Source organism: Pseudomonas sp. IT-347P (genome assembly GCF_949768005.1).
In the GTDB taxonomy this organism is placed as follows: Bacteria; Pseudomonadota; Gammaproteobacteria; order Pseudomonadales; family Pseudomonadaceae; genus Aquipseudomonas.
In genome coordinates this window covers 316,022-341,821 of record NZ_CATKPQ010000057.1, presented here as the reverse complement: position 1 = coordinate 341,821, position 25,800 = coordinate 316,022, and the positions used below count along the sequence as shown (strand labels likewise).

Annotated in this window: 12 protein-coding genes; 7 read left to right on the top strand and 5 right to left on the bottom strand. The window is 61.4% G+C overall.

Features of this window, described 5'->3' with window-relative positions:
* The first annotated feature begins 131 nt into the window (after positions 1 to 131).
* From dsbD to dsbG, 3 genes are read left to right on the top strand one after another with little or no spacing between them, the layout of a single operon-like run.
* Positions 132 to 1,898, top strand: coding sequence for a protein-disulfide reductase DsbD (dsbD, locus tag ACM6IV_RS24005; protein ID WP_414871930.1), 1,767 nt, complete (start codon positions 132 to 134; stop codon positions 1,896 to 1,898).
* A complete protein-coding gene (locus tag ACM6IV_RS24000; protein ID WP_414871929.1) occupies positions 1,898 to 2,779 on the top strand; it encodes a prolipoprotein diacylglyceryl transferase family protein in 882 nt (293 codons plus the stop codon). The genes dsbD and ACM6IV_RS24000 overlap by 1 nt, the downstream gene beginning before the upstream one ends.
* Positions 2,755 to 3,525, top strand: coding sequence for a thiol:disulfide interchange protein DsbG (gene dsbG, locus ACM6IV_RS23995; protein WP_414871928.1), 771 nt, complete (start codon positions 2,755 to 2,757; stop codon positions 3,523 to 3,525). Before ACM6IV_RS24000 ends, dsbG begins: the two co-directional genes overlap by 25 nt.
* A gap of 103 nt (positions 3,526 to 3,628) precedes the next feature.
* Here the strand turns inward: dsbG and ACM6IV_RS23990 are convergent, their stop codons facing one another.
* Complete coding sequence (locus tag ACM6IV_RS23990) at positions 3,629 to 4,444, bottom strand: alpha/beta fold hydrolase (protein WP_414871927.1); 816 nt, start codon at positions 4,442 to 4,444, stop codon at positions 3,629 to 3,631.
* A gap of 182 nt (positions 4,445 to 4,626) precedes the next feature.
* Positions 4,627 to 17,625, bottom strand: coding sequence for a non-ribosomal peptide synthetase (locus tag ACM6IV_RS23985; protein WP_414871926.1), 12,999 nt, complete (start codon positions 17,623 to 17,625; stop codon positions 4,627 to 4,629).
* A 370-nt stretch (positions 17,626 to 17,995) separates the two neighbouring features.
* Here ACM6IV_RS23985 and ACM6IV_RS23980 point away from each other — a divergent pair, with 370 nt between their 5' ends.
* On the top strand, positions 17,996 to 18,550 hold the full coding sequence (locus ACM6IV_RS23980) for an RNA polymerase factor sigma-70 (RefSeq protein WP_414871925.1): 555 nt from the start codon (positions 17,996 to 17,998) through the stop codon (positions 18,548 to 18,550).
* A 136-nt stretch (positions 18,551 to 18,686) separates the two neighbouring features.
* Here ACM6IV_RS23980 and ACM6IV_RS23975 read toward each other — a convergent pair whose 3' ends face one another.
* The 3 genes from ACM6IV_RS23975 to ACM6IV_RS23965 all read right to left on the bottom strand — a co-directional run bounded on the left by ACM6IV_RS23975 (position 18,687) and on the right by ACM6IV_RS23965 (position 21,301).
* Positions 18,687 to 19,700, bottom strand: a complete 1,014-nt coding sequence (locus tag ACM6IV_RS23975; RefSeq protein WP_414871924.1) for a GNAT family N-acetyltransferase — start codon at positions 19,698 to 19,700, stop codon at positions 18,687 to 18,689.
* 87 nt (positions 19,701 to 19,787) lie between these two features.
* Complete coding sequence (locus ACM6IV_RS23970; protein WP_414871923.1) at positions 19,788 to 20,585, bottom strand: substrate-binding periplasmic protein; 798 nt, start codon at positions 20,583 to 20,585, stop codon at positions 19,788 to 19,790.
* Between the two features lie 92 nt (positions 20,586 to 20,677).
* On the bottom strand, positions 20,678 to 21,301 hold the full coding sequence (locus ACM6IV_RS23965) for a TetR/AcrR family transcriptional regulator (RefSeq protein WP_414871922.1): 624 nt from the start codon (positions 21,299 to 21,301) through the stop codon (positions 20,678 to 20,680).
* Positions 21,302 to 21,485: 184 nt separating this feature from the next.
* Here ACM6IV_RS23965 and ACM6IV_RS23960 point away from each other — a divergent pair, with 184 nt between their 5' ends.
* Genes ACM6IV_RS23960 through atuC form a run of 3 tightly spaced genes read left to right on the top strand, consistent with a single transcriptional unit; the run spans position 21,486 to position 25,772 of the window.
* Positions 21,486 to 23,270 carry an acyclic terpene utilization AtuA family protein gene (locus ACM6IV_RS23960; RefSeq protein ID WP_414871921.1) on the top strand — a complete coding sequence of 595 codons (1,785 nt, stop codon included), beginning with the start codon at positions 21,486 to 21,488 and terminating at the stop codon, positions 23,268 to 23,270.
* Positions 23,271 to 23,282: 12 nt separating this feature from the next.
* Entirely contained in the window at positions 23,283 to 24,152 is an 870-nt protein-coding gene (locus ACM6IV_RS23955) for an SDR family oxidoreductase (protein ID WP_414871920.1), read from the top strand.
* Positions 24,153 to 24,155: 3 nt separating this feature from the next.
* Complete coding sequence (gene atuC / locus ACM6IV_RS23950) at positions 24,156 to 25,772, top strand: geranyl-CoA carboxylase subunit beta (protein ID WP_414871919.1); 1,617 nt, start codon at positions 24,156 to 24,158, stop codon at positions 25,770 to 25,772.
* Positions 25,773 to 25,800: the final 28 nt, after the last annotated feature.

Below are 25,800 nucleotides of genomic sequence, written 5' to 3'. Positions count from 1 at the left end.
CGATTAGGCAGTTGGCCGATTAAGCTGACATTATGCCCCGAACGTCACAGCGACAAGGGCGTGGCGGTTAATCATCGGTTAATCGCCGCCGCCCATTGTGCACCTCACTTGCACTGGGACAAGGCTCCTCCATGCGTCGATTTTTTCTTTTGTTTGCTCTGCTGATTTCCAGCCTGGCCCAGGCCGGAAACAATCCATTTGAGACAAAACCGGAATTTCTCCCGGTCGATCAGGCCTTCGTGCTCACTTCCGAACGCCTGGAATCCGGTGAAACCCAGTTGTTCTGGCAAATCGCCGACGGTTATTACCTGTACCAGAAACGCCTGAAATTCGACGGACTGAGCGCCGCTCAGCAGCCCGTGCTGCCTGAAGGCGAATCCCACAGCGACGAGTTTTTCGGTGAGCAACCGGTCTATCGCCAAGGGCTGGAAATAAAAATTCCCGCCGCGGCCACGGGGCAGATCAAGGTCGGTTATCAGGGCTGTGCCGATGCCGGCCTGTGCTATCCACCGCAAACCCGGGTCATCGATCTGGGCGGTAAAGCCTCAGCCACGACCACAACGGCGACAACAGCGGTAACAACGACAAAGAATGACCAGGCACCGGATCAAGCCCTGGCCAGCAGCCTGCAAGAACACGCGTTGGGCTGGAGCTTGCTGGCGTTTTTCGGTTTCGGCTTGCTGCTGGCATTTGCGCCGTGCTCATTGCCGATGCTGCCGATTCTGGCCGGTATGGTCGTCGGCAGTGGTGCCACTGCGCGGCGCGGATTCGTGCTGGCCGGCAGTTATGTGATTTGCATGGCGCTGGTGTATGCGGCGATGGGCGTGATTGCCGCGCTGCTCGGCGCAAACCTGCAGGCATGGTTGCAAAATCCATGGCTGCTGGGGACCTTTGCCGCGATCTTCGTGGTGTTGGCATTGCCGATGTTTGGCTTCTTTGAACTGCAATTGCCGGTGGCCCTGCGCGATCGCCTGGAACACGCCTCGCGCAGTCGCAGCGGTGGCAGCGTGATCGGCGCCGGAGCGCTCGGTGCATTGTCCGGCCTGCTGGTCGGTCCGTGCATGACCGCGCCACTGGCGGGTGTTTTGCTGTATATCGCGCAGACCGGCAACGCGCTGCACGGTGGTTTGATTCTGTTTTCGCTGGGCATCGGCATCGGTGTGCCGTTGCTGTTGCTGGTGACCGTGGGCAATGGCTTCCTGCCCAAACCCGGCGCGTGGATGAACTTGCTCAAAGGCGTGTTCGGTTTCTTCTTCCTCGCCACCGCGCTGGTGATGTTGCGCCCGGTGCTGGATGCGTCGTTATGGCTGGGCCTGTGCGGTGCCCTGCTGTTGATCGCCGCGTTCTGCGCCTGGAAACAGTCCGAAGGTTTTGGCCGCGTTGCCCAGTTGTTCGGCGCCAGTTCGCTGTTGCTCGGGCTGTGGGGCAGTGTGCTGGTGATTGGCGCGGCGGGTGGCAGCGATGATCCGTATCAACCGTTGCAGGTCTACAGTGCCGGCCGCGCCAGCACGGCGGCGCCATCGGCTCATGACGCGTTCACCACGATCAAGGAGCCGGCGGCGCTGCAACGCGAACTCGATGCCGCCAAGGCTCAGGGCCAGTGGGTGCTGCTCGATTACTACGCCGACTGGTGCAAGTCTTGCCTGATCATGGAGAAGCAGGTGTTCGGTAAGGACAACGTGATGCAGGCGCTGAGCAACGTGCGCCTGCTCAGGCTTGATGTCACCGACGACAATGCCGCCAGCGCTGAACTGCTCAGCCGTTACAAAGTGCCGGGACCGCCAACGTTCATCTGGATCGGTGCTGATGGTCTGGAGCGCCGCAGCCAGCGCATCACCGGCGAAGTCGACGCCGAGACGTTCCTGCAACACTGGACTGTCACCCGAGATGCCCATTAATGCTGACTTTTACCCTCGGCACCTTTGCCATCGCGCTCAACCACCTGCTGCTGATCAGTGCCCTGGCGCTGGCGACCTTTGTCGGCTGGCGGGTGGCCAAGCGTGGCGGCGATAACCCCGAGTCGGCATTGTTCAGCCTGTTTCTGCTGGGCATGCTCGCGGCGCGGATTGCCTTTGTGCTGATGTACTGGTCGCACTATCGCAATGACCTGTGGCAGATCATCGACTTGCGCGACGGTGGCTTCCTCGCCTGGCCGGGCGTGATCGTGCTGTTGCTCGCGGCGCTGTATCGCGGCTGGCGTCGTCCGGGTCTGCGTCGCCCGCTGGGTTTTGGTGTGGCCAGCGGCGTGGCGTTCTGGCTGTTGGCGACACTGTCGCTGAACCTTTATGAACAAGGCACGCGCCTGCCGGACATTACCCTGCGCAACGCGGCCGGGGAAACCATTCAGCTGCGTGATTATCAGGGCGGTCCGTTGGTGATTAATCTGTGGGCGACCTGGTGCCCACCCTGCCGGCGCGAAATGCCGGTGCTGGAAAACGCCCAGATGCAACGCCCGGACCTGACCTTCCTGTTCGTCAATCAGGCCGAAAGCATGCAAAGCGTGGCGACGTTTCTCGAAACTCAGGGCCTGAGCCTCAACAACGTGCTGTTTGACCGCAGCGGTCGGCTGGGTCAGGCCGTCGGTTCCATGGCCTTGCCGACTACGCTGTTCTATAGCCCTGACGGGCGACTGCTGAGCAGCCACTTGGGCGAGCTGTCCAACGCCAGCCTGGCGCGCGCGCTGGAAAACTTCGCCACCCCAACCCCGAATTCGATCCCGGCCACTGCACCGGCCACCTCTGCAAGGAAACTGCCATGCCCCGCCTCCGCCACCTGCTGACGCTGACTCTGGGCACCGCCCTGCTGCACTTGCCGTCGGTGCAGGCCGCTGAAGAATTGCCTGCGGCGATCAAGCAGATCGAAGCCAAAGGCGCGAAAATCGTCGGCCAGTTTGACGCCCCCGATGGCCTGCGCGGCTATGCGGCGCAGTATCAGAATCGCGGCATGGCGCTGTACCTGACCCCGGATGGCAAACACGTGTTGCTGGGCAATCTGTACGACGCCGATGGCAAGGACCTGAGTAGCGCACCACTGCAAAAACTGGTTTACGCGCCGATGGCCAAGGAAGTCTGGGCCAAGTTCGAAGCGAGCAACTGGATTCAGGACGGCAACAAGGATGCACCGCGCACGGTGTACCTGTTCAGCGATCCGAACTGCCCGTACTGCAATATGTTCTGGGAACAGGCACGGCCATGGGTCAAGGCCGGCAAGGTGCAGTTGCGCCACATCATGGTCGGTATCATCCGCGAGGACAGCCCGGGCAAATCCGCGGCGTTGCTCGCTGCGAAAGATCCGGCCAAGGCCCTGGAAGATCACGAAAAGGCTGGCAAGGGCAGCTCGCTCAAGGCCCTGAAAGATATTCCGGTGGCAGTGCAGAGCAAACTGGCGGCGAACATGCAGTTGATGGAAGACCTGGATTTGCAGGCGACGCCGGCGATTTTCTATATGGATGACAAGGGCGAGCTGCAACAGCAGCAAGGCGCGCCTTCGCCGGACAAGTTGGCGAAGATTCTCGGGCCTAAATAATTTACGGTGCCTGGACTGGCCCCATCGCGAGCAGGCTCACTCCTACAGGGGAATGCCCTCCAAATGTAGGAGTGAGCCTGCTCGCGATTGAAGATCACTCGGTCTAACGGTTGCGGTCGCCGAGGAAGGTCAACAACGCCTCGGTGACAAACTCGGGATTCTCCAGATTGGAGATATGTCCCGCCTCTGGCACCAGCACCCACGGGCAACCGATCAACTCAGCCATTTCCTTAGCTTCCGACGGTGGTCGTGGCTTGTCCTGATCGCCACACAGCACCAGCGTGGTCGCTGCGTTCAATTCGCCCAGCCGTGGCAACAGGTCGTCACGACCAAAGGTGATACGCCCCATCGGCACGATGCTTTCGCGCAGTCGATCCGAGGAGTACGCCGCCAGTTTCGCGCGGAAACCCTGATACAGCGCCGACTGTGGATCGATGCCCGGACGGAAGAAAATCGGTACGACGATATCCAGTAATTGCTCGGAAATTTCGCCGGTGCCTTCGATCTGCTTGAACAGCGAGAAGTAGTATTGCCGGGTGGGTTCCGGCTCGACGCCGACGTAGGTGTCCATCAGCACCAGACCGTTGATGCGCTGCGGTGCCGACAACGCCAGACGTACGCCCCACATGCCGCCGACCGACAGCCCGACCAACGTGACGCGGTCGATATCCAGATGATCAAGCAGGGCTTGCGCCTGACGGGCGATGTCGTCCAGGGATGTCGTGCCTTCAGGCAAGCGTCCCGATTCACCATGGCCCCACAGGTCCAGCGCAATCACCCGATAGTGCGGCGACAGCGCGGCAATCTGCGGCGCCCACATGGCCTGATCCCACAAATAACTGCCAGCCAGCAATACCGCCGGCCCGGTGCCTTGATCAATGTAATGCAGCGCTTGTCCGTCCACCGTGAAAAAAGGCATCGACCACCTCCGCGACAAAAAAGAGAACCGGCAGACTGAGCTGCCGGTTGCTGGTCGTCAACCCTGGAAATGTAGGTGAATGTACGGTCGCCAATCGCGAGCAGGCTCACTCCTACAGGGGGACGCATTCCAAAATGTAGAGTGAGCCTGCTCGCGATAAGGCCAGTGCCGGCACGAGAGAATCAAAGCCCCTCCAGCGCCGCCATCAGATCATTCAACCGATCGACCTTCTCCTCGGTGATGTCACTCGCCGCCAGTCCATCAATGTACTCGGCCAGCTCCTCCACCGTGCTGCACTCGAACATCGCCCGCAGCGGCACATCACGTTGCAGGGTTTTCTGCACCCGCGAAGCGATCTGCGTAGCCAGCAATGAATGCCCGCCCAGCTCGAAGAAGTTGTCGCGCACACCGACCTTCTCGACCTTCAACACCTCGGCCCAGACCTGCGCGAGGGTCTGCTCCAGTTCGTTGCGCGGGGCCAGATAATCCTCGCTCTGCAACTGGCCGATCTCCAGCGCCGGCAAGGCTTTGCGATCGAGTTTGCCGTTGGCATTCAGTGGCATCTGCTCAAGCCACAACCAGTGCAGCGGCACCATGTATTCCGGCAATTCGGCACGCAGGCGCTGTTTGATCCGCTCCAGACGTTCGCTCGGATTGAGCGCGGAGTCGGCGGCGACGAGATAGCCAACCAAGTGTTTACCGTTGACGCCTTCCTGCACACCGACCGCGCCGTCGCGCACTTCCGGTTGTTCATGCAGGCGCGCTTCGATTTCACCGAGTTCGATGCGGTAACCGCGAATCTTCACCTGATGGTCGACCCGGCCAACGTACTCCAGCACACCGTCACTGCGACGCCGCGCGAGGTCACCGGTACGATACAGACGCTCGCCCGGCGCACCGAACGGGTTCGGCACAAACACTGGCGCAGTACGCAGCGGATCGCCGACATAACCGCGTCCGACGCCGGTCCCGGCAACACACAACTCACCCACCGCGCCCAACGGCACCAACTCCAGCGCGCCATCGACCAGGTACAGCAAGTTATTGTCGGTCGGCGTGCCGATCGGCAAATAACTGCCGCGCGTCGACGCCATGTCGACACGGAAGAACGCGACGTCGTCCGAGCACTCCGCCGGGCCATAAGCGTTGACCAAACCAATGTCCGGGTAACGCAGCAGCCATTGATGCGCCAGCTCCGGCGGCATTGCTTCACCGGTCGGCAACATCCAGCGCAAGCCATCAAGGCTCAGGCGATCCGCGGCGAGCATGCCCTGAATCAACGAAGGCACACTCTCCAGCACGGTGATGCCCTGCGCCTGCACATGCGCCAGCAATCCCTGCGGATCGTGAGCGATGGTGTTCGGCACGATGTCCACGCGTGCACCGAACAATGGTGCGGCAAGGAACTGCCAGACTGAGATATCGAAACTTTGCGAAGCGGTCTGCGCAATCACGTCGGCCTCGCTCAGCTGCAGATACGGCAGCTTGCTCAACTGGTTGTTGAGCATGCCGCGCTGCTCGACTATCACGCCTTTCGGCAGGCCGGTGGAGCCCGAGGTGTAGATCACGTAAGCGAGGTTGTCCGGGGCGCTGTAAATGCCCAGATTCTGCGCCGACAGTGTCGCGGCTTGAATCTCTTCCCACACCAGCAAACGCGGACGATTGGCACAGCTGAATTCATCCAGCAAGGCCTGCGCCTGTGCGCGGCACGCGACGCTACAGACCAGCACCGGCGTGCAGCTCAGCTCGATGATGCGTTGCAGACGCTGACTGGGCAGGCCCGGATCCAGCGGCAGATAGCCGGCACCCGCCTTGAAGCTGCCGATGATCATGCCGAGCAGATCCAGATTCCGTTCGCCGAGCAACGCCACCGGTTGATCCATCTGCACGCCGGCGGCGACCAGTGCATGACCGAGGCGGTTGGCATTCTGGTTCAGCTCGGCATAGCTCTGCTGCTGATCAACGCAACTGGCGGCGATGCGTTGCGGATGCGCGGCGACCTGCGCCTCGAACAGCGCCACGTAGCTCTGCTCAAGCGGATAATCCTGGGCACTCTGGTTGCAACCGTGCAACAGGAAGTCCTGTTCCTCAGCCCCCAGCAGCGGCAGATCGGCCATGTCGCCATGGAAGCCATCGACCAGCGCCAGCAATAGACGCTTGAACTCGCCAAGCATGCGCTCGATGGTCGATTCGTCGAAGTAACGCTGGTCATACGACAGGTGCAGACCGAGGTCATCGCCCGGGTAGCACACCGCCGTCAGCGGGAAGTTGGTGTGGGTACGGCCGGAGTCCGAAGTCGCATTCAGGCTCTGCGCGCGATCGAGTACCGAGACTTCCACCGGGGCGTTTTCGAAGACGAACAGGCTGTCGAACAGCGGCTGGCCCTTCGGCAATTCGCTCTGTTCCTGAATGTTCACCAGCGGCAGGTATTCGTACTCGCGCAGCTGCATGTTGCTGTCGAGCAAACTGCTGAGCCACTGACGCACGCTGCTGCGCTGATCGTCCTCAGGCATCTTCACCCGCAGGGCGATGCTGTTGATGAACAGGCCGACCGTGCGTTGCATTTCCGGCATTTCCACCGGGCGCCCGGCCACGGTCACACCGAACAGCACATCACGATCGCCACTCATGCGCCGCAGTACCAAAGCCCACGCTGCTTGGGCAAAGGTGTTGATGGTCAGTTGATGGGCCTGCGCCAGTTCCCGCAGTCGCGCGCCGTCCTCGACATTGAGGCGGGTGTAGCAATCGCCGACGATCATGCCGCCGCTTTCGCCGGCATGTTCACGCAGGAACGGACGGTCACTCGGAATCGGCGTGGTGCGTTCGAAGCCCTGCAGATTCTGCTGCCACCACTGCCGCGCTTCGGCCAGGCTCTGGCGTTGCAGCCAAGCGATGTAATCGCGGTAACGCGGCGGCACGCTCAACTGCGCTTCGCGACCTTCACCGAGGGCGGTGTAGATTTCGAAGAAGTCGTTCATCAACAACGAGCGGCACCAGGCATCGATAAGGATGTGGTGGTTGCTCATCATGAACCAGTATCGCGCCGCACCGACCTTGATCAGACGCAGGTGGAACGGTGCCTGATTGAGCAGATCGAAACCGGCCTCGCGCTCGTTTTTCAGCAGCGTTTGCAGCTTCGGTTCCTGCTCGGTTTCGGCGATGGCGCTCCAGTCCAGATACTCGATCGGCGTACGGCCCGGCGTATGGATCACTTGCAGCATGTCTTCGCCAACGTTCCAGCAGAACGAGGCACGCAACGCTTCGTGACGGGCGACCACCACTTGCCAGGCCTGGGCGAAACGCTCGGGGTCAAGTTCGCTGTTGATGCGGTAGCGATCCTGCATGTAGTACAGACCGGTGCCCGGTTCGAGCAAAGTGTGCAGCAACATGCCTTCCTGCATCGGCGTCAGCGGATAGACGTCTTCGATGTGCGCGGCGGGCACCGGCAAGGCATCGAGTTGTGCCTGAGTCAGTCTGGCCAACGGGAAGTCCGAGGGCGTCAGGCCACCGGCCTCGTCTTGCAGGCAATGGGCGATCAGGATTTGCAGTTCACCGATATAAGCATCGGCTAGATCGTTGATAGTCTGCGCCTCGTAACGCTCGCCGCTGAAGGTCCAGCGCAGGAGCAATTCACCGCCGTAGACCTGACTGTCGATGCTCAACTCGTTGGGCAGCGGCGCGTGCGGATCGTGGGCGGCACCGACCGGCTCATCGAGCGGACGGAACAGCGCATCGCTGGCGAAGCTCTGGTCGAACTGGCCGAGGTAGTTGAAGGTGACCGGTGCGTTCGGCAGCGCGGCCATGCTGCGCTGGCTGAGGTCATCGGCGAGATAACGCAGTACGCCATAACCGAGGCCTTTGTGCGGCACCGCACGCAGTTGCTCCTTGATTGCCTTGATCGAAGCGCCCGGCCCGACGGCGTCTTCGATGTTGTGCGGGGTCAGGCGTACTGGATAGGCACTGGTGAACCAGCCGACGGTACGGGTCAGGTCGATCTCGTCGAACAGGGTTTCGCGGCCGTGGCCTTCCAGTTGAATCAACGCCGACGGTTGCCCGCTCCAGCGGCAGAGTACGCGGGCCAATGCCGTCAGCAGCAAGTCATTGACTTGCGTGCGGTAGGCGGCTGGAGCCTGTTGCAGCAACTGTTTGGTGTGCTCGGCATCGAGGCGCACGCTGACGGTTTGCGCATGGCGATTCTGCTGCCCGCCCTGGGGATTTTCGCAAGGCAGATCGGCGTTTGGGCCGGCCAATTGGGTCTGCCACCAGTCGAGCTCTTCGCGCAGGGATTCGCTGCCGGCGTAGGCCTGCAAACGCGCCGCCCAGTCCTTGAAGGCACTGGTTTTCGCCGGCAGTTGCACGGCTTGTCCGGCGTCGAGTTGGCGATACACGGTTTGCAGATCGTCGAGCAATACGCGCCACGACACGCCGTCGACCACCAAGTGATGGATGGCGATAAACAGGCGTTGCTGACCTTCAGGGCCGTCTACCAGGACGGCACGCAACAACGGGCCTTGCGCAAGATCCAGGCTGCGTTGGGCATCGGCGCACAGCGCTTCGCACTCGTCCATCGACGCGACGCGTACCTGCCAGAGCACAGCGACGTCGGGCACCGGTTGATGCGTGGCTTGCCATTCGCCATTGACCTCGGCGAAACGCAGACGCAAGGCATCGTGTTGATCAATCACCGCCAGCAACGCCTGCTCAAGGCGATGCGGTTGCAGCGCCACAGTCGGCTCCAGCAACAACGCCTGGTTCCAGTGCTGACGCTGAGGGATTTCAGTGTCGAAGAACCAGTGCTGAATCGGCGTCAGACGCGACTCACCAACCACCAATCCTTGCTCGGCCGTCACCTGCTCGGTACGACTGGCCACTGCGGCCAATGTCTGTACGGTCTGATGCTGGAACAGATCACGCGGGCTGAAATGAATGCCTTGCTGACGTGCGCGGCTGACCACTTGAATCGACAGAATCGAGTCGCCGCCCAGTTCAAAGAAGTTATCGTTGAGGCCAACCTGTTCAACGTTGAGCACCTCGCACCAGATCTGCGCCAAAGTCTGCTCAAGTTCGTTGCTCGGCGCGACGTAGTCCTGACGATTGAGTTCAGGATCCGGCGCCGGCAAGGCGCGGCGGTCGAGTTTGCCGTTGGCGGTCAGCGGCATGCTCGCCAGCAGAATCAGGTGCGTCGGCACCATGTAATCCGGCAGTTGCGCCTTGAGGTGCGCTTTCAGTGCGTCGCGCAGCTCGGCCTGCCGCGCTTCGCTTTGCTCGGCGACGTCGGTGACGAGATAACCAACCAATTGCTTGCCACTCGGCGCATCCAGCGCCAACACCACGGCTTCGCGGATCGAATCGTGATCGAGCAGGCGCGTTTCGATTTCGCCCAGTTCGATACGGAAACCCCGGATTTTCACCTGATGGTCGATCCGCCCAAGGTATTCCACGAGGCCATCGGCACGCTGGCGCACCAGATCGCCAGTGCGGTACATGCGCCCGCCATCCGTGGCGAACGGGTCGGCGACAAAGCGCTCGGCAGTGATGCCCGGACGATCGTGATAGGCCTGGGCCAGACCGGCGCCACCGACGAACAATTCACCGGTCGCGCCTTGCGGCACCAGTGCCAGATCGGCGTCGAGAATGTACGCGACACGCGCGCCGATGACGCTGCCGATCGGCACGCTACCGGCGCCCTCTTCCAAAACCTCCGACGCCAGACTGGCCAGCGGCATGACCACCGTTTCCGTCGGGCCGTAGGCATTGAAGAACATCGTCGGTTTGAACGCCGCGCGAATTCGTTGCAGGTGTTCACCGGTCAGCGCTTCGCCGCCGGTGATGATCATCCGCACCGGCAGGATCTCGTTTTGCGTCGACAGGAACTGCGCCAACTGGCTGCCATAGCTCGGGGTGAAACCGAGCACGTTGATTTTATGCGTACGGATCAAACCGCAGATGTCTTCCGCGTCCCACTGACCTTGCGCTCGCAGCACCACTTGCGCGCCACTGAGCAGCGGCACCAGCAGACGCTCGGTCGCGGCGTCGAAGTTGATCGAATAAAAGTGCAGTTCGCAGTCGTCCGGACGCATGCCGAAACGCGCAATCACGGCTTGGCAGTGCATGGCGATTTCGCCGTGGGAGACCACCACGCCCTTCGGCTTGCCGGTCGAACCGGAGGTGTAAATCAGGTACGCCTGATGCTGCGGCAGGCTGATAAACGGCAGCTCAGTGGCCGGGTAATCAGCAAGCGCCGCGCTGTCCTCTTCCAGGCACCAGCGCGCCACGCTCGGCGGCAGATCGCCAAGGGCTTTGAACATCGCGCGATCACTGAGCAACAGACCGATACGGCTGTCTTCGATCATGTAATGCAGACGGTCGAGCGGGTATTCCGGGTCCAGCGGCACATACGCACCGCCAGCCTTGAGAATCGCCAACAGGCCGATGACCATTTCCAGCGAACGCTCCAGCGCCAGACCGACCCGCACTTGCGGGCCGACACCACGCTCTCGCAGGGCCCAGGCCAGACGATTGGCGCGGGCATCGAGTTCGGCGTAGCTCAGGGTCTGCCCGGCGAAAGTCAGGGCCGGGGCGTCTTTGCGCGCCAGCGCTTGTTCGGCGAACAGGTGATGAATGCACTGGTCGAGGCGATGCTCGCCCGGCTCGATGCCAAGGCTGTCGAGCAGATGCTGTTGCTCGGGCTGATCGAGCAGCGGCAATTCGCTGAGACGTTGTTGCGGATCAGCGATCAGCGCTTCGAGGAGGTTGCGCCAATGCCTGGCCATGCGCGCGATGGTCGGTTCATCGAACAAATCGGTGCTGTAGGTCAGGCAGCAACCGAGACGATGGTCAAGGTCGGTGACTTCCAGATTGAGGTCGAACTTGGTCGCCCGCGCGTCGTTAGCCAGATATTCGACGGTCATGCCCGCGAGCATGCGGCTCTGCTGGAACTCCCATCGCTGTACGTTGCACATCACCTGGAACAGCGGGTTGTAAGCCGCGCTGCGCGGTGGCTGCAAGGCTTCAACCAGATGATCGAACGGCAGATCCTGATGGGACTGGCCTTCGATCACGGTATGACGCACCTGCTCGAACAACTCGCCGACCGACATCATGCCGTCGAGCTGGCAACGCAGCACTTGGGTGTTGAGGAACGCACCGATCAGCCCTTCGCTTTCCGGGCGGATGCGGTTGGCCACCGGCGCGCCGATGCGCAGATCGGTCTGGCCGCTGTAGCGGTAAAGCAGTGTGGCGAGTGCGGCGGTCATGGTCATGAACAGGGTCAGACCGTTTTGCGCGTTGAATGCCCGAACCCGCGCGGCGAGATCGTCGCTCAGATCGAAACGGAACAGTTCGCCCTGATGGCTTTGCACCGGTGGACGCGGACGGTCGCCGGGCAATTCCAGCAGCGGATGTTCACGGCCGAGTTGTGCCGTCCAGTAGTCGAGTTGACGCTGACGCTCGCCGGACTCCAGCCAGTTGCGCTGCCAGACGCTGTAATCGAGATACTGCACAGGCAGCGGTTCCAGCGGTGAATCGCGATCGTCGACAAAGGCTTCGTACAAGGCGCTGAGTTCGCGGGCGAAGATGTCCATCGCCCAGCCTTCGGTGACGATGTGGTGCAAAGTCAGGACGAAGTAATGTTCTTGCTCGGCGGTCTTCACCAGACAGGCGCGCAGCAGCGGGCCGGTTTCCAGATCGAACGGCAGATGGGCTTCTTCATCGGCCAGTTGCTGCACCTTTTGCTCACGCACATCGGCGGCGAGTTGTGAGAAATCCTTCCAGCCCATGCGCACGCCGGTCTCGGCATGCACCTGCTGGCGGGCGACGCCGTCGATACTCGGGAACGTGGTGCGCAGGGTTTCGTGACGCAGGATCAGCGCTTGTAGCGCGGCCTCGAAACGCTCGACGTGCAACACGCCACGTAGACGCGCCATGCCGCCGACGTTGTACGCCGGGCTGTCCGGCTCCATTTGCCAGAGGAACCACATGCGCTGTTGCGAGTACGACAGCGGCACTGGCTTGCTGCGATCGACCTTGGCGATTGGCGGCTGCTTGTTGGTGCGACCGCTGGCCTGAATCAGGCGGATCTGCTCGGCAAAATCAGCCAGCTCGCTGTGTTCGAACAAGGCCCGCAACGGCAGCTCGACGTCGCAGGCCTGACGGGTGCGCGAGATGATTTGCGTGGCCAGCAGCGAGTGACCGCCGAGCGCGAAGAAATCGTCGTGCAAGCCGACCTGCGCCATACCCAATACTTCGCGCCAGATCGCGGCGATCTGTTTTTCCAGTGCAGTCACTGGTTCGACGTGTTCGCGCACTTGCCATTGCGGCTCGGGCAAGGCGCGGCGGTCGAGTTTGCCGCTGGGGCTTAGCGGCATTTCGTCCAGACGCATCAGTTGCGCCGGGACCATGTATTCCGGCAACTCGGCGGCCAGAGCCGCTTTCAGGCGAGCGTTTTGCTCGTCAGGATTTTCACTGGAATCGTTCGCGGTGAAGTAGCCAATCAGTTGCGCGCCGGCAGCGGTTTCGCGCACCAGCACCACAGCTTGGGCGACGCCGTCCTGGGCGAGCAGACGTGCTTCGATTTCTTCCGGCTCGACGCGGAAGCCACGAAGTTTGACCTGCTGATCGAGACGGCCGAGGTATTCGATCACGCCATCGGCGGTCCAGCGCGTGCGGTCGCCAGTGCGGTACAACCGTGCGCCCTTCTCGCCCAGCGGATCGACCACAAAACGTTCGGCAGTCAACGAAGGGCGGCCGAGGTAACCGCGAGCCAGACCGATACCGCTGATGCACAGCTCACCCGGTACACCGGTCGGCACCGGATTGAGATCGGCGTCGAGCACGCGGCAAATCACATTGCCCAGCGGACGGCCAATCGGCGAGCGCTCACCATCGGCAGTGGTGCAATGCCAGTGGGTGACGTTGATAGCGGTTTCAGTCGGGCCGTAGCGATTGTGCAATTGCACCGCTGGCAATTGCGCCAGCACGCGGTTACGCAGTTCGGCCGGCAGCGCTTCACCGCCGGAGAAGAGCCGGCGCAAGCTGGTGCATTCGGCGCTCAGTGGTTCATCAATGAACAGCGAGAGCAGCGGTGGCACGAAGTGCAGTGTGGTCACGCCGTACGCTTGCACAAGCTGCGCAATGCGATGCGGATCGCGGTGTTCGCCGGGGCCGGCGATCAACAGACGTGCGCCAGTGATCAGCGGCCAGAAGCATTCCCACACCGACACGTCGAAACTGATCGGGGCCTTTTGCATCAGCACATCGGTTTCATCGAGCGCGTAAGTGTCCTGCATCCATTGCAGGCGCTCGGCCAGTGCTGCATGGGTGTTGCCGACGCCTTTCGGTTGACCGGTGGAACCCGAGGTGTAAATCACGTAAGCGAGGTTGTCGCCGTGCAGGTGCAAACCCGGTGCCTGGCTCGGCCAGTTTTCCAGGTGCAAGGCATCCATGGCGATCACGCTGACGCCGTCGCTGGCCGGCAAACGGCCGAGCAATTCGGTTTGGGTCAGGAGCAATTCGACGCCGCTGTCGCTAAGCATGTAGGCCAGACGATCGGCGGGGTAATCCGGGTCCAGCGGCACGTAGGCGCCACCGGCCTTGATGATCGCCAGCAGGCCAATCAACAGTTGCGGCGAGCGCTCGGCGGCGATGGCCACGCAGACATCCGGGCCGACGCCTTTATCGCGCAGGTAATGCGCGAGACGGTTGGCGTGGGTGTGCAATTCGGCGAAATCGAGGCTGCCACCGTCCCATACCAACGCGGTGCGTTCTGGCGTCAGGCGTGCCTGTTCGTTGAGCCGTTCCGGCAGCCATTGTCGCGCCGGGGCACATGGCGCAACGCCCCAGTCTTGTTGTTGATCGTGCTCGCGGGTGGTCAGCAGTTGCAGATCACCGATGGCTTGCTCCGGGCGTTCGCAGACTTCGCGCAACAGGTGGCTGAAATGCTCGGCCAGACGCTCGATGGTTGCCGCCTCGAACAGCTCACTGGCGTAGTCGAACGACAGCGTCAGGCGCCCATTGCGGTCCTCTTCGCTGTGCAGTTGCAGGTCGAATTTGGCTTCGCGGCTGTGCCAAGGCAATTCTTCGGCAAGCAGACCCGGCAGACGCTTGAGTGCACTCAAGTCGCGTTGCTGGTGGTTGAACATGACCTGGAACAAGCCTTGCTCGCGGGCCTGCGGGATGGCTTCGAGGAGTTGTTCAAACGGCAGATCCTGATTCGCCTGGGCACCGAGTGCGGCTTGGCGGGTCTGGGCCAATAGTTCAACGAACGACAAGCGCGAATCGATCTCTGCACGTAGCACTTGGGTGTTGATGAAAAAGCCGATCAGGCCCTGGGTTTCCAGGCGCGGACGGTTGGCGTTGGGCACGCCGATGCGAATGTCGCGCTGACCGCTGTAGCGATGCAGCAGGCTCTGGAATGCCGAAAGCAGCAGCATGAACGGCGTCGCTTGATGCGCTTGCGCCGTATTGCGGATCGCATCGCTAAGGCTCGCGTCCAGACGCACTGTATGGCGCGCGGCGTTGTGTTTTTTTTGCGCCGAGCGGGGGTGATCGGTGGCGAGCTCCAGGGCCGGATGCTCGTCCCCCAACTGCGTTTTCCAGTACGCCAGTTGTCGCTCGCCCTCGCCTTGCGTCAGCCATTGGCGCTGCCAACTGCCGTAGTCGGCGTATTGGGTTGGCAGCGGCGCGAGGCTGGCCGTCGCACCTTGCGAGGCAGCGGCGTACAGGCGCGAGAATTCATCGATCAACACGTTCAGCGACCAGCCGTCGGCGATGATGTGATGCAGGGTCACCAGCAGTTGGTGATCCTCGTCATCGAGGCGCACCAGCGTCACCCGCAGCAGCGGGCCTGCTTGCAGATCGAAACGGGTACGCGCTTCGTCCTCGCGGATTTGTTGGGCGCGAGCTTCACGTTCGTCCGTTGGCAGGCCGTTGATGTCGATCAGTTGCAGATTGAGTTCGGCGGCGGCAGCGACTTGTTGCAGGGCCACGCCATCGCGCTCGAAGAAACGTGTGCGCAGGGATTCGTGGCGTTCGATCAGTTGCTGGAAGCTGGTGCGCAAGGCGTCTTCGTCTAGCTCGCCGCGCAAACGCAGGGCACCGGGAATGTTGTAGGCGCTGCTCTGCGGGTCGAGCTGCCAGGTGATCCACAGACGGTTTTGCGCCAGCGATTGCGGCATCGGTTCGCTGCGCGACAGCGCGGTGATTGCGCCTTGGGCGCTGCCGCCGTCCTGTTGCTGTTGTGCCACGGCAGCCGCAAACGCGGACAGGGTCGGCGCCTCGAAGAGCAGACGCAGGTTCAACTCGAGAGCGAGTTCTTCGCGAACACGGGCGATCACTTGCGTGGCGGCGATCGAGTTGCCGCCGAGCAGGAAGAAGTGATCGTCGGCATTGACCTGTTTGAGGTTGAGTTGTTCGGCCCAGATCTTGCCGATCAGGGCTTCCAGCTCAGATGCGCTGACGTCTGTGTTTGCAGTGACATCGCTGGCGGACGGAAATACTGCGTAGCTGTCGAGGCTGCCATCGGCCAGACGATTGCGGCATGCCGAACGCTGCAATTTGCCGCTGGAGGTTTTTGGCAACGCGCCCGGATTAAGCAACACCACGACGCTTGGCGCTTCCTGATATGCCTCAGCCACAGCTTGGCGAATGGCTTTGATCAACGCCTCGGGCGGAAGGATTTTCTGCACGCTGCGGCTGATTTCCGCGGCGATGCCGATGCCCTCTTCGCCATTCTGAGTGACGGCGAATGCAGCGACGCGGCCCTTGCGCACCACTTCCACTTCGTTCTCGACCGTCTTCTCGATGTCCTGCGGATACAGGTTGTGGCCACGCACGATGAGCATGTCTTTCAAACGGCCGGTGATGAACAGTTCACCGTCGCGCATAAAGCCCAGATCACCGGTGCGCAGCCAGGTACGGCCGGCGTGCTGAACGAACGTCTTGGCACTGGCTTCGGGATTGCGCCAGTAGCCGTGGGCGATGCTTGGGCCTGTGGCCCAGACTTCACCGACGGCGTTGTCGGCGAGTTCTTCCAGTGAATTGGGTTCGACGATCAGCACCGCGTGTTCCGGCTGGCTGATGCCGCAACTCATGATCGCGCTGCCCGCGCCCGGCTCGGCACGGTTTTGTGCCAGTGCCTGATCGTCCACGCGCAGTGCGGGAATGCCGGTGCCGCGCGGGGTGCCGGCGACGAACAGCGTGGCTTCGGCCAGACCGTACGAGGCCATGAAACTGCTCTCACTGAAACCGCACGCGGCGAACTTTTCGGCGAAGCGCTCCAGGGTGTCGAGACGGATCGGCTCGGAACCGGAATAGGCCACGCGCCAACGGCTCAAGTCGAGACGTTCCAGCGCCGACTCGCTGACCCGCTCGCTGCACAAACGATAGGCGAAGTCCGGCCCGCCGCTGATGGTGCCGCCGTATTCGCTGATCGCTTCCAGCCAGCGCAATGGCCGACCGAGGAAGTAGGCCGGCGACATCAGGATGCACGGTACGCCACTGAAAATCGGCTGCAGCAGACCGCCGATCAGACCCATGTCGTGATACAGCGGCAACCAGCTGACGATCACATCATCAGGGTTCACGTCGATGCCGAAACCGTGACGGATCAACAGTTCGTTGGCGACCAGATTGCCATGGCTGACCTGCACGCCTTTGGGCAGCGCGGTGGAGCCGGAGGTGTATTGCAGGAAGGCGATATGGTCTCGCGGCAGGCTCGGTTCAACCCAGTTGTCGGCCAGTGTTTTGTCGAGCGTGTCGACACACAGCAACGGCGGTGCGCCCTCGATCTGCTGCAAGGCATCGCGCAGGTCTGCACTGGTCAGCAGCAGACGCGGTTCGGCGTCAGCGATGATCGACAGCAAACGCTCCTGATGGTGACGGCGCGCGGATTCCGGCGGATAGGCCGGCACCGCGATCACCCCTGCGTAGAGGCAGCCAAAAAACGCCGCGACGTAATCCGCACCGCTTGGGAACAGCAGCACCGCGCGATCACCGAATTCAACGTCAGCCTGCAGTGCGGCGGCAATCATGCGTGCGCGTTGATCCAGCTCGCGATAACTGAGTACCACCGCCTGCTCCGGGTTTTCCGCGAGAAAACGCAAGGCCAGTCGATCCGGGGTCAGGGTCGCGCGGCGCTGGAGGGCTTGGACCAGGGTGCTGGGGAGTTCGAACGCGTCGGTCATGAGGTTTCCTGCCTGAATTCGGCTTGCTAATGGAATCGGGTTGCGGCGTCACGCCCTTCGAAGGGCATGCAGGACGCGGTCTGTGCCGACCGCGCAAGGCTTCGGAATGCTGTCTGGCCGGGGTTGTGCACCGGAACCATTCACCAATGAGAACGGATGACGTCTTGAAATAATTAGTCGGCGCAGGGGAGCGCCAATGGGGCCGGGGTGCGGCGGCGTGTCGCAGTTCTCAGAACGCACCTTTGTAGCGCATTACTTCTCCTTCTCAATTGACAATCATTATCATTCAACATAATTTGTCGCTCGATGTGTAGGACGGCCCCCTCCCCCAAGGCGTCCCACTAACCTATTTGGCAGCAAGGTGATTTCCATGACGGAACAAGTATCCACAAGCAGGTGCGATTCACCGCTACTTCAGGCATTCGTCGACAATCGACTGATTCTGGTCAAGATTGCAGCCCGTATAACCGGCTGCCGCTCGCGCGCCGAGGACGTGGTGCAGGATGCGTTTTTCCGACTGCAATCGGCGCCACCGATCACGTCGTCGATCAAGGCTCAACTGAGTTATCTGTTCCAGATCGTGCGCAACCTCGCCATCGATCACTACCGCAAACAGGCGCTTGAGCTGAAGTACTCCGGCCCTGAAGAGGAAGGGCTGAATGTGGTCATCCAGGGTGCTTCGCCGGAAACTTCGCACATCAACTTCTCGACCCTGGAAAACATCGCCGACGCGCTGACCGAGCTGCCCAGCCGCACGCGTTATGCGTTCGAGATGTACCGTCTGCATGGCGTGCCGCAAAAGGACATCGCCAAGGAACTCGGCGTCTCGCCAACCCTGGTCAACTTCATGATTCGTGATGCGCTGGTGCACTGCCGCAAAGTATCGGGCAGTCGTCGGGAGGCAGTGGCTGTCGGTCGTCGTTAAGTTCTGAATTGGGCGTCAAGCCATTCGCGAGCAGGCTCGCTCCCACATGGAATTTGTGAGTGCCACAAGACCCATGTGGGAGCGAGCCTGCTCGCGAAGGCGGCCTCAAGATCACAGAAATCCTGAAGCCAGGTCATCACGCCAACTTGCACCGCTCAAAAAACCGCTCACGCCCCAGCATCATCAGCGCCGCGCGCTTGTGCGGGAAGTCGAACTCTTTCTCGCAGTGGAAGCACTGATTGTGCATATGCCCGATCATCTTCGCGTTGTCGGCCCGGGGCTCGGCGACCACCCGCTGAGTGCGCGGATCATCGAGAAACAGGTAATGCACCAGCGCCGATAACCAGCTCGCCACTTTGTGCGGGCCACGATGATCTTCCTCGCCCACCAGCATGTGAATACCGCGATCGTAATTGTCGGCATCGTAAAACGGCGCGATGCGATCTTCCTTGGCCCAATACGCTTCGAAATAGGCGAACGGCTGATCATCGAAACAGCCAATCAAAGTCAGCGTGTGCGGATCGGCATCCAGCGTGTTCAGGTATTCGCGGTGCTTCTCGAGGCTGCCCTCCTCCTGCCAGAAACTGGCAACGCGCGGGCTGTTCTGCCAGCGGTTGAAGCGCGGCAGGTCGTCTTCGATCTCAACAGTGCGCAGGGAAATCCACGCGCCAAGGCGCGCATCGAAACGCCGGTACACTTCACCGCGCGGTTTGACCGGCCGCAGCGGATGCCGCTTGCCGTGGCTGATGACCATTTGCTGCGGATAGTTGCCGGTCAGTGAAGTGCCGAGCCAGGGTTGCGGCAGTTGCCAGAACAGCGTGCGTTCGCAGCGATATTCGCCAGCCACATCGGTGCTCACCAGCAAGCCACTGAGCAAGGCTTCGGTCGGTGGCTGATCCAGTTGCCAGACGAGTTGCTGACACGATGGATCCCGCGCAAACAGCCAGTAACAGGCTGCCCACAGCGCCTGCCCGGGCGGCAGCGCAAAGCGTTCATCGATCTGGATCGGCCCCTTGGCCTCCCGATCAAGACGCAAGCGAATCAGCGGTTGTCCGTCCAGGCTCAGGCTCAGACGGCTTTCGCTGGCATCAGCAATCAGTTGACTGCCCGAAGGCAAAGCCAGGGCAGTCAGGTCATTCAGATAGGACATGGGGCAGGCTCACGATAATCGTCGACAGTTCAACGATGTGACGTGAGCCGAACAGGGAAATTTAGGCCCTGATGGGAAATCGCCGCATCAATGCCGGGTTACCGGCACCACGGCAATCTTGTAGGGTTCGAAAATCTTCAGCATTTCACCGTTGTCACGCAGCCCCTGCAGCAGCTTTGCAAACGCGACGCCGGTGATGGGCGCCGTCGGGCGAAGAATGGCGTAGTGGTGATAGACCTGATCAATGCGCTGAGACACCAGCAGCTCGTCGCGCACCTTTTCATTACGCAACAGGTAATCGAACAGATAGGAACGGGTCACCAAGGCAATATCGGCGCGACCGCGCAGCACCATCAGCAGGTTGCTGTCGTGAGAATACGTCAGCGAAGCGCTGTAATTCTGTGCGAGGTATTTGGGGTCGGCGTTGAAGTTGGCGAATTCGTAGTGATAACCGCTGAACAGTGCCAGGCGTTTGCCGGTGAGCTCGGCGAAATAGTTCTGCTGACGGCCCTCTTCGCGTTGTGCGACGAAAATCTCCGCATCCTCAAGGCCCATGTCGACATCCGTGTGGGGAATTTCCTTCCAGCCCCAGTCGGGGTTCTCGAAAATCGCCATGTCAATCCGGCCCTGCTTGAAATCACCGAAGCGCCGCGGAATCGAGGTGGGCACCAGGACAAACTGATAGTCGCTTTGCAAACGATTGAGGGCTTCGACCAACTGCGGCAGAAGACCTGTGTCGGCACCGTTTTCCGGGCGAACGGTGTAGGGCGGAAAATGCGCCGCGCCGACCCGGACCAATTGCGCTGCCTGAGCGGGCAATACCCAAAATGCAGCCAGCGCTACGAGTATCAACCCCGCGGCCGTCCGAATTGGCGAAGACTTCAAAACACCCCACTCCCCGAAAAAATACCGATCAATGCATTCAAGCTAGGCGGTTTCGCCCAGTTAGCCAGTTTCCCGGCCGGATAGAAAGTGCTTCAACGCGCTTCGAGGACCAGAATCAACGCCTCATCGGCCAGCTGATCGAGGCTCAAACTGCCGCCGGCACGGAACCAGGTGGTCGTCCACGACAGTGCGCCGGTGAGGAAACGTCGAGTAATAAATACATCGCCACGGATAAACCCCGCGTCTTTGGCTTCACCCAGCACTTGCAGCCAGATGTCTTCGTAAACATCGCGCAATGCCAGCACCTTGGCCTGACCGTCCTCGGACAGCGAGCGCCACTCATAGACCAGCACCGCCATGGCCTCGCCACTGCCGCCCATGATCGACTGCAATTCGCAGCGAATCAGCGCCAGTACGCGCTCGCGCACATTGGTCGCGTCAGCAAGCGCTGCACGCATCAACGCGGTGTTATAGCGGATGGTTTCTTCCATCACCGCGCGCAGGATTTCATCCTTGCTTTTGAAGTGATGAAAAATGCTTCCCGACTGAATGCCGACGGCACCGGCCAGATCGCGCACCGTGGTGCGTTCATAGCCTTTGTTGCGGAACAGGTGAGCGGCCACTTGCAGCAATTTGCCACGGGCGCTATCGGGGTCGGTCAACTGGCCTTGATCGACCAAATCGCGCATGACCCTCAGGGCTTTTTGCTCGTCCACCCGTTCTCTCCTACAGTCGATCAGTCTGTTGCCCCCTGAAACCGCAGGGTTGCGCGCAATTTAAGCCGCCAGCGGCAACCAAGCAAGCGCTTGGGCAGAAGATAGTTTCAACTGTTTACAAACCAAGCGCTTGCTTGGTAGCCTCCAGACACTTCTGTCGCAGGTTGCTGAGTCGGAGATAAAAATGCCCACCACCGTTCGCATCGGATGCGCCAGTGCATTCTGGGGAGATACGTCCACCGCCGCCGCTCAGCTCGTGGAAGGCGGCAGGCTGGACTATCTGGTATTTGACTACCTCGCCGAGATCACAATGTCGATCATGGCCGGTGCTCGCATGAAAGACCCGCAGGCCGGGTTCGCCAATGACTTCATCGACATCCTCGCACCGCTGCTGCCACAACTGGCCGCGCAGAACATCCGTGTGATCAGCAATGCCGGCGGGGTCAATCCGCAAGCCTGCGCCGCCGCCCTGCAAGCCGCGTGCGACCAGGCCGGTGTGCCGCTGAAAATCGCCGTGTTGCTCGGCGATGATCTGCAACCACAATTCAAACAACTCAGCGGCATCAGCGAAATGTTCAGCGCCGCCCCGCTGCCGCCGATGTGCCTGTCGACCAACGCCTACCTCGGCGCGCCGGGAATCGTCGAAGCGCTGCGCCTGGGCGCCGACATTGTCATCACCGGGCGCGTCGTCGACAGCGCCGTGGTCAGTGCGGCACTGGTGCATGAATTCGGCTGGTCATGGCACGACTATGACAAACTCGCCCAGGCCGCGCTGGCCGGGCACATCATCGAATGCGGCGCGCAATGCACCGGCGGCAATTTCACCGATTGGCGCGAAGTACCGGATTACCAGCACATCGGCTTTCCGATCGTTGAAGTCAGCGCCGACAGCCAATTCATCGTCAGCAAGCCTGAAGGCAGCGGCGGACTGGTCACCGCGCTAACCGTCGGCGAACAGATGCTGTATGAAATCGGCGATCCCCAGGCTTATCTGTTGCCCGATGTGGTCTGCGATTTCACCGAAGTCAAACTTCAGCAACAAGGCAAGAATGCCGTGCACGTCCACGGCGCCAAAGGCCTGCCGCCGAGCGACAAATACAAAGTCAGCGCCACCTACCCGGACGGATTTCGGTGCACCGCCAGTTGCCTGATCGCCGGCATCGATGCCGTGGACAAGGCGCGCCGGGTCAGTCAGGCGATCATCGACAAGACCTCGGAGATGTTCAGCCTGCGCGGTTGGGCGCCCTACAGCGAAACCAACATCGAACTGCTCGGCAGCGAAGCCACCTACGGCCCCCACGGCCAGCGCCCCGACAGCCGTGAAGTGGTGATCAAACTCGCCGTACGCCACCCCAGCAAACAAGCACTGCTGCTGTTCTCCCGGGAAATCGCCCAGGCCGCCACCGGCATGGCTCCGGGGCTGACCGGCATTGTCGGCGGGCGGCCAACGGTGTACCCGCTGATTCGTCTGTTCTCATTCCTGATCGATAAAAACGCCTGCACCGTGCAGATCGATATGGCCGGTGAACGCTATCCTTGTACCCTGCCCTCGCTCAGCGCACTCGATAGCGCGGATTTGCCCCTGCCCCATCAGCCGCCCAAACCCCAGGGCCGTGCCGATGCCAGTGTCCCGCTGGTCAAACTGGCCGTCGCGCGCTCCGGTGACAAAGGCAACCACAGCAACATCGGCGTGATGCCGCGCAACCCCGAATACCTGCCGTGGATCGCCGAGGCGCTGACCCCGGCCGTCATCGTCGACTGGATGAGCCACGTGCTCGACCCGATTCATGGCCGGGTCGAACGCTGGTATCTGCCCGGCACCCACAGCCTCAACTTCCTCCTGGAAAACGCCCTCGGTGGTGGCGGCGTGGCCAGTCTGCGCATTGATCCACAAGGCAAAGCCTTCGCCCAGCAACTATTGGAAATCCAGATCCCGGTGCCACAAAGCATCGCCGAACAGCTCGACTAGAGGATGGTTTGCATGGCTTACGCGTCGATTTTCACGGCCAATCTGTTCAGCGGCCAGACCATCATCGTCACCGGCGGCGGCAGCGGCATCGGGCGTTGCACCGCTCATGAACTGGCAGCCCTGGGGGCCAACGTGCTGCTGGTCGGGCGCAAGCCGGAGAAACTGCAAAAGGTCGCCACCGAAATCGCCGAGGACGGTGGCCTTGCGCACTGGATGGCTTGCGATATCCGTGATGAAGAAGCGGTGAAACAACGGGTCAGCGAACTGATTGCTGAACACGGACCGATCCACGGTCTGGTCAACAATGCCGGCGGTCAGTACCCGTCGCCCTTGGCCTCGATCAATCAGAAAGGCTTCGAAACCGTGCTGCGCACAAACCTGGTCGGCGGTTTTCTGATGGCGCGGGAAGTGTTCAACCAGTCGATGAGCAAACACGGCGGCAGCATCGTCAACATGCTCGCCGACATGTGGGGCGGCATGCCCGGCATGGGGCACTCCGGCGCGGCGCGTTCGGGGATGGACAACTTCACCAAGACTGCCGCATTCGAATGGGGTTATGCCGGCGTGCGAGTCAACGCGGTGGCGCCAGGCTGGATTGCCTCCAGCGGCATGGACACGTACGAAGGCGCGTTCAAGGCAGTTATCCCCACCCTGCGCGAACACGTGCCACTCAAACGCATCGGCACCGAGTCGGAAGTCAGTGCGGCGATTGTGTTTTTGCTGAGCCCGGCAGCCGCGTTTATCAGTGGCAGCACCTTGAAAATCGACGGTGCGGCCAGCCTCGGCAGCCGTGCATGGCCGTTGCACAAGGCGACCCACAGCGAGTCGTTCAACGGTTTCCACCGCGCGTATCTACCCGACGTGCTCAAGGACAAGGAGTAAGCCATGCCGCAGATCCAGTCCCAACTCGACCCGCACAGCGAGGACTTCGCCCGCAACCGCGCGGCCATGCTCGCGGCCATCGAACATGTCCAGCAACTGGAACAGAACCTGCTGAACAAAGCCGCCGAAGCCGAAGCCAGATTCGACAAGCGCGGGCAATTGCTTCCGCGTGAGCGGTTGAATCTATTGCTCGATCCCGGTGCGCCGTTTCTCGAACTGGCCAGCCTCGCCGGCTACAAATTGCACGACGACAAGGATGGCAGCTCGGCCGGTGGCGGTTTGATTGCGGGCATCGGATACGTCTGCGGCATCCGCGCTATGGTGGTCGCCAACAACAGCGCGATCAAGGGCGGGACGATCTCGCCCACCGGCCTGAAAAAATCCCTGCGCCTGCAACAGATCGCCCAGGAAAACAAACTCCCGGTGATCACCCTGGCCGAAAGCGGCGGCGCCAACCTCAATTACGCCGCCGAGATTTTTGTCGAAGGCGCACGCAGTTTTGCCAATCAGGCGCGGATGTCGGCAATGGGTTTGCCGCAGATCACCGTGGTGCACGGCTCGGCCACGGCGGGCGGCGCTTATCAGCCGGGACTGTCGGATTACGTCGTGGTGGTGCGCGGCAAGGCCAAACTGTTTCTCGCCGGCCCGCCGCTGCTAAAAGCCGCGACCGGCGAAGTCGCCACCGATGAAGAGCTGGGCGGTGCCGAGATGCACGCACAGGTCGCCGGCACGGCTGAATACCTCGCGGAAAACGATGCCGATGGCGTGCGTCAGGTCCGTGAAATCCTGCGTATGTTGCCGTGGAACGAGCAACTGCCGTGGCTGCCGGAGCCGCAATACAAAGAACCGCTCTACCCCATCGATGAATTGCTCGGCTTGATCCCCGACGATCCGAAAAAGCCTTACGACGTACGCGAAATCATCGCGCGCATTGCCGACGAATCCTGCTTCGTCGAATTCAAGGGTGAGTTCGATCAGCAGACTGTTTGCGGTCAATTGAAGATTCAGGGCCGCGCCTGCGGTTTCATCGGCAACAACGGCCCGATCACGCCCAATGGTGCGAGCAAAGCCGCGCAATTCATTCAACTGTGCGACCAGAGCCAGACGCCGCTGCTGTTTTTCCACAACACCACCGGCTTCATGGTCGGCACCGAATCCGAGCAGCAAGGGGTGATCAAACATGGCTCGAAACTGATTCAAGCGGTGGCCAATGCGCGGGTGCCTAAACTGACGATGGTCGTCGGCGGTTCCTACGGCGCCGGCAATTATGCGATGTGCGGCCGCGGTCTCGATCCACGCTTCATCTTCGCCTGGCCGAACAGCCGCACCGCGGTAATGGGCGGCGCCCAGGCCGGCAAAGTGCTGCGCATCGTCACCGAAGCCAAGCAACTCAAGGACGGTCTGACGCCGGATCCGAAGATGCTCGACATGCTCGAACAGGTCACGGCGCAGAAACTCGACAGCCAGTCCACCGCGCTCTATGGCAGCGCCAACCTGTGGGACGACGGGCTGATCGACCCCCGCGACACGCGCACTCTGCTCGGTTATCTGCTGGACATCTGCCACGAGGCCGACATCCGCACGCTGCAACCCAACAGCTTCGGCGTCAGCCGGTTCTGACCGCCACGGATCCTACGGAGAACAATAA